Origin of the sequence: Micromonospora sp. NPDC049799 (assembly GCF_040656655.1) — a bacterium.
GTDB lineage: Bacteria > Actinomycetota > Actinomycetes > Mycobacteriales > Micromonosporaceae > Micromonospora.
Genome location: NZ_JBFAMU010000473.1, coordinates 1 through 3,844, shown reverse-complemented (window position 1 = coordinate 3,844; position 3,844 = coordinate 1). Strand labels below are relative to the sequence as shown.

At 68.6% G+C, this 3,844-nt stretch carries 7 protein-coding genes; 3 read left to right on the top strand and 4 right to left on the bottom strand.

All coding sequences use genetic code 11. From position 1 onward, the window contains the following. On the bottom strand, positions 1-392 hold a 392-nt coding region (locus AB0I76_RS24735; RefSeq protein ID WP_357039911.1), incomplete at its 3' end, for a crosslink repair DNA glycosylase YcaQ family protein. A 95-nt stretch (positions 393-487) separates the two neighbouring features. Here AB0I76_RS24735 and AB0I76_RS24730 point away from each other — a divergent pair. Next, positions 488-715 carry a hypothetical protein gene (locus tag AB0I76_RS24730; RefSeq protein WP_357039908.1) on the top strand — a complete coding sequence of 76 codons (228 nt, stop codon included), beginning with the start codon at positions 488-490 and terminating at the stop codon, positions 713-715. A gap of 113 nt (positions 716-828) precedes the next feature. Here AB0I76_RS24730 and AB0I76_RS24725 read toward each other — a convergent pair whose 3' ends face one another. Next, positions 829-1,092, bottom strand: a complete 264-nt coding sequence (locus tag AB0I76_RS24725; protein WP_357039905.1) for a hypothetical protein — start codon at positions 1,090-1,092, stop codon at positions 829-831. Positions 1,093-1,604: 512 nt separating this feature from the next. Here AB0I76_RS24725 and AB0I76_RS24720 point away from each other — a divergent pair. After that, a complete protein-coding gene (locus AB0I76_RS24720) occupies positions 1,605-2,174 on the top strand; it encodes a dihydrofolate reductase family protein (protein ID WP_357039902.1) in 570 nt (189 codons plus the stop codon). A 76-nt stretch (positions 2,175-2,250) separates the two neighbouring features. Here the strand turns inward: AB0I76_RS24720 and AB0I76_RS24715 are convergent, their stop codons facing one another. Together AB0I76_RS24715 and AB0I76_RS24710 are read right to left on the bottom strand one after the other, a co-directional pair. Then, positions 2,251-2,778: a GNAT family N-acetyltransferase gene (locus tag AB0I76_RS24715; RefSeq protein WP_357039914.1), complete on the bottom strand. Its 528-nt coding sequence runs from the start codon at positions 2,776-2,778 to the stop codon at positions 2,251-2,253. Positions 2,779-2,925: 147 nt separating this feature from the next. After that, positions 2,926-3,336 (bottom strand): RidA family protein, encoded by a 411-nt coding sequence (locus AB0I76_RS24710; protein ID WP_357039900.1) that lies wholly within the window; start codon positions 3,334-3,336, stop codon positions 2,926-2,928. A gap of 80 nt (positions 3,337-3,416) precedes the next feature. Here AB0I76_RS24710 and AB0I76_RS24705 point away from each other — a divergent pair, with 80 nt between their 5' ends. After that, positions 3,417-3,803 (top strand): helix-turn-helix domain-containing protein, encoded by a 387-nt coding sequence (locus tag AB0I76_RS24705; protein WP_357039897.1) that lies wholly within the window; start codon positions 3,417-3,419, stop codon positions 3,801-3,803. The last annotated feature ends 41 nt before the right edge of the window (positions 3,804-3,844 follow it).

Genomic DNA, 3,844 nt, shown 5'->3' with positions numbered 1-3,844 from the left:
GTGCGCGGCCGCTCCTCGACGAGGGCCCGTCCCGCCGCGGCAACCCGGGCGGGATCGGCCCCGCGCAGCCGCTCGCGCCCCGACGGGCCCAGGTGGCGGTCCTGCACGGCCTGCAGGAGTGGCCCGAGGTCCGTGGCGTCGCCGGCGCTGACCAGGTGCGGCGTGGCCCGCATCAGCGCGGTGCGGACAGCCACGCGGGAGGTGAGCAGTGCCGACAGGTCCTCGATCTGAAACCGCCGCAGCCGCGTCCACAGCCCGAGGTAGGGCGGGTTCGGCGCCTGGGCGGGCAGGCCGATGAGATGCTCGATCGCCGCCAGCGGGCTCAGCGGCGAACGCTCCAGCAGCAGCTGCCGCGCCAGCAGGGCACGGTTGAGATCGCGGCGAGTCAGCATACGCAGATCATTTCACGAGGAATGTCGACGTTGATGCTGCCTTCGACGGCGAGGGCGCGGTCAAGGAGGTCATCGCCTGGCCGGACCGTCCGCACGTGGTGGAGCCTGCGCCGCTGGTCACCGTCGCCGAGCGAATCGAGCGCAAGGGTGGCCGCGAGCTGCTCGCCCGCTGTCCGAGCAAGAAGGACGCCCGGGAGGCGGCGGACCGGCTGGTCGACCGGTTCTCCCGGCTGGTGCCCGGACTGCCGGTGGTCGCAAGCGTTGACGGCAGCGAGCGGGTCGAGCGTTCTGAGCGGCAGATCAGTACACCTGACGTTCGTTGACGCCCAGCCATGGGTGAGGCAATGCGTCCGGCAGCTAACCGAACGCATTGACATCGGCAGGGTCGCGCAGCGGCCGTCTCCAGCCGGTTTGCGTGGCAGCGAGCAGGTTCTGATCAGAAGGGAGGCGCGTTCTCGCCCATCAACGCCAGCACGACGCCTCCCTTCCCGCGCTTGAGGCTCTGGACCACGACCTTGCCGGTGCTGCCGTCGGGCAGCTCCAAGGTGAAGGTCTTCCCGACCGCGTTCTTGGGGCCGTTGCCGGCGCTGTTGGCGGGACGGAAGTCGCCTGCCCACGGCGGGATCCCACCGTTGCGGGCGGGCTCGGTGAAGAGCGCGGCGGTGCCAGGGGTCCTGGTGCCGTCCGAGGAGAGAAGCACTGAGGCGCTGCGATAGGTAGCCATATGACGTCAAGGCTATCCTGGACCGCGCTCATTCGCGTCACGACAACTGTCCGTAACGCAAACGGCCACGACGAGCAACCTTGACCTGCTCTCGCTCCATGGGTTGACCGTGCGTCGGCCGCGGCCCGAGCTGGTCCCGGGTCGCCGAACCTGCAGCTTCGACGGCCGACAGCCCGCCGGCTCGGCCGACGTCTCGCCACCGCATCCGCACTGGCCCGCACCAGGCCCAGACAACTCGCAGGTTGTCGGCGCGCACGATCGGCGGCAAATGAGGGCGCGGCCGGTACGGAGACAATGATCTCGACGAGCATGGGTGCTTCACGAGCATGGGTGCCGGGTGCCTGAGGACGCTTCCGGCGCGGTGTCGGATCTGCCGCAGATCGTTCGTAGAACAGGTGAGGGCAGTCGGCTTTGGTCTCCCGGGACAAGGGAGTCGTGAGACGGCCCGATACTTGATCTAGTTCGATCGACCATCGAGAGGTAACGGCATGGGCAAGCTGATTTACGTGACGAACGTGTCGCTTGACGGCTACATCGAGGACGAACGCGGCGCGTTCGACTGGTTCCCCATCGACGACGAGTATTTCGCGTTCACCACCGACCTCCTGCGGTCTGTGGGCACGTTCCTCTACGGCCGGCGCCTGTACGAGGCGATGGCCGTTTGGGAGACCGACGCCGCTCTGGCCGCGCGGTCCGACCTCATGGCCGACTTCGCGAGCGCCTGGCAGGCGGCGAGCAAAGTCGTGTACTCCACGACCCTCGCCGCGGTGTCAACTGCCGACACCCGACTCGAACGCCGTTTCGACCCCGCCGCAGTACACGAATTGAAGGCCACGGCCGGCAGCGATCTCACCGTAGGAGGTGCCAACCTCGCGACGCAGGCTTTCAAGGCCGGTCTGGTCGACGAGTGCCAGCTGTTCGTCCTGCCCATTCTCGTCGGCGGGGGCAAGCCAGGGCTGCCGACCGGCATACGCGCAGAGCTCGAGCTCCTCGATGAGCGCCGATTCCGGAACGGCGTCGTACACCTCCGCTACCGCCTCTCGGACAGTGACCGATAGCCCCTGTCCGGTTCGCCGGCGCTTGCATCACAGGCGGAGCGCTGACGCCTGGAAGAGCCGCGGGTGAGGGACTCGGTCAACGTCGCGGGCCGCGGAAGTCCTGGTAGCCCAAGATGTGCACAGTCTGGGACGGGTTCAGAACGTAGGGTATGGCCTTGCCGGTTTCGGCGAACCCGAGCTTGCGGTAGAACGCCCGGGCCCGGGGGTTGTCCTCGTGGACGCCCAGGGTCAGCCACGGCGCGTCGGTGTGGTCGCTGGCGAAACGGATCGCCGCCGCCATCAGGGCAGCGGCGGGTCCAGACGCGCCGCGGTGTGCCGGGGTGACGTAGACCGCGTGGACGTGGGCGTGGTCGGGGACGTCGGCAAGCGGCGCGACGGCAGCCGTTCCGACCCAGTCGCCTGCCTCGCCGATGGCGACGAGCGTCGCTGAGGACGCGGAGTGGGCTTCGCGGGCCGCCTCCTCCTGCCAGACGGCGTCGCTGAAGGCGGTCGCCTCGGCGAGTGGCGTGCTGAACGCGGTCGGTGAGTCCTGGAGTGCCTCCAGCCGGATGGCCCTCAACTGCCGCCACTCGCCAGCGGCCATGCGGCGTATGTCGTAGATCATCACAACCCATCTCCCGTTGAAATGGCGTAGCTCAGCCTGTTCGGTGACGCAGTCTGCCGCAACGCCTCCTCGCCGAGGATCTCGGATCGGCCTGTTCGGACCGGCACGACTCGTCATCCGGTGCCGGCCCGAGCCGCCTCGGCGACGTCAGTCCGTGACCGCCGTCGCTTCGACCTCGACGAGGACATCCGGCTCGAACAGGTAGGCGACGCCGATGAGTGAGGCCGGGGGCATGGGCTGCGGGAGACCGATCTCCTGTGCGACATCGTCGACGCCGGCCATGAAGTCGCCGATCCTGTCCGGCGACCAGTTCGTGACGTAGAAGGTGAGGCGGACGACGTCCGGGAAGCCCGCGCCGGCCCCGGCCAGCCCGCGCGCGGTGTTGCGGAGCGCCTGGCTGACCTGGCCACGGAGGTCGCCGGGCGCGACCGGCTTCCCCGCCTCGTCGCGGCTGACCTGACCGGCCACGTGGACGTGGCGTGACCCGGACGCGACCGCGACGTGGTGATAGGGGACGGGCTGCATCATGCCCTGCGGGGAATGGAACTGGACACCCATCGAACATCCTTCCTCGAATCAATCGCTGGTATCCCATTGATACCTGGTATATCCAAGACACTTCAACGAGACTAGGTGTCATGGCAGATACCGACCCCAGCCCGGCGGAACGTCTCGAGGTCACCCGGCCACACCGCGAACTCCTGGACCAGGTCCTGGACAAGTGGTCCCTGGCGGTGCTGAACCGGCTCTGCGAACGACCATCGCGGTTCAACGAGCTGCGTCAGGCGATCCCGGCCGTCTCCCAGAAGTCGCTGAGCGCGACCCTGCGCCGACTCGAACGCAACGGCATCGTCGAGCGTCGCGTCATCTCGTCGCGGCCGGTCGCCGTCGAGTACCGCATCACACCGCTGGGCAAGACGTTCCGGCAGCCGATCGACGCCCTCCTCGACTGGGCCGACCATCACCTCGGCGCCATCGAGGCGGCTCGCCGGGCGTACGACGAGTCCGCCTCGGCCACATCGTGAAAGCGCGCCGACGGACCCGTGCGGCGACGGGTCAGCGGCCC

What these genes read in the sequence shown, in the direction of transcription:
- AB0I76_RS24720 (WP_357039902.1), top strand. Translation starts at nt 1,605, where the DNA reads ATGGGCAAGCTGATTTACGTGACGAACGTGTCGCTTGACGGCTACATC.
- AB0I76_RS24715 (WP_357039914.1), bottom strand. Translation starts at nt 2,778, where the DNA reads ATGATCTACGACATACGCCGCATGGCCGCTGGCGAGTGGCGGCAGTTG.
- AB0I76_RS24710 (WP_357039900.1), bottom strand. Translation starts at nt 3,336, where the DNA reads ATGGGTGTCCAGTTCCATTCCCCGCAGGGCATGATGCAGCCCGTCCCC.
- AB0I76_RS24705 (WP_357039897.1), top strand. Translation starts at nt 3,417, where the DNA reads ATGGCAGATACCGACCCCAGCCCGGCGGAACGTCTCGAGGTCACCCGG.